Source organism: Inquilinus limosus MP06 (assembly GCF_000767795.1).
Lineage (GTDB): Bacteria > Pseudomonadota > Alphaproteobacteria > DSM-16000 > Inquilinaceae > Inquilinus > Inquilinus limosus_E.
In genome coordinates, this window is the sequence record NZ_JANX01001082.1 from 1 (window position 1) to 887 (window position 887).

The following is an 887-nucleotide window of genomic DNA, read 5'->3' on the forward strand; positions in this document are numbered from 1 at the left end:
GGGAGAGGGTGAGATCGCTAGCGGCGGCGTCTCGGGGCGCCGGCAAACTCCGGATGCGGGACAACATGAAGCGTCATGTCCTTGCGAGGGGCGGGAACTCCTTTCTGCTGGGACATGAACGTCGTCATCTTGCTCTCCTGGATCGGTCGGCGGCCGCACGATACGGCAAGCGCAGGCTCCAGGCAACCCGGCCGGCCGCCGGGGGCCTCAGGCCTCCATCCGCCGACGGCGGGCCTGCACCGGGTGGCGCGGGTGGCCGGTGGCGTCGTCGGTCTGCCAGGACTGGGACTGGAACTTCAGGAACAGCGCCGCCCAGCGCCCCTGCGGGAAGGCGATCAGCAAAGCGCCGTCCTGGCCGGTGCCGTTGTCGCCGCGGAACCTCTCCTCCGGGCTGCCCTGGTTCATGTGGATGTTGTGCATGCCGCGCGACGGGGCGAAGCCGAAGCCGTGATCGGCCACCGGGTCGGGCCCGAAGGGCTCGCCGAAGGCGTAGAGCATCGCCGCCGGCTCCCCGATCGCGCGGGCGACGATGTGGTCGATCTTCTCGTTCAGGTCGTTGTCCGGCCCAGGCCGGGTGGCCGGCAGCGGCCGCATCCGCGACCGGTCGAACAGCCCGTCCCGGACATAGTCCAGCCCCTCGCCCCTTGGGATCGCGATCAGCCCCGGCGGCAGCCGCTCCAGCCGCTCGGTCACCGGATGCTCGAAATCGGGGTCGAGCACGTATTCCACCAGCGACGGCCAGGACGAGCCCTGGACGTTGACCGCGACCCGGTGATCGCGCGCCCCGTCATCGAGGCGGATGTGGTAGTGGGTCGACCCCTCGGCGGCGAGGCGGCGGTCGGTCGGGCGCCCTTTCAGCACCGCGTAGCGTTCGAGCGCCATCCGCC

Annotated in this window: 1 protein-coding gene; it reads right to left on the minus strand. The window is 71.0% G+C overall.

Features of this window, described 5'->3' with window-relative positions:
- Positions 1-207 precede the first annotated feature (207 nt).
- A partial coding sequence (locus P409_RS35330; RefSeq protein ID WP_152613734.1) for a YukJ family protein occupies positions 208-887 on the minus strand: 680 nt, incomplete at its 5' end.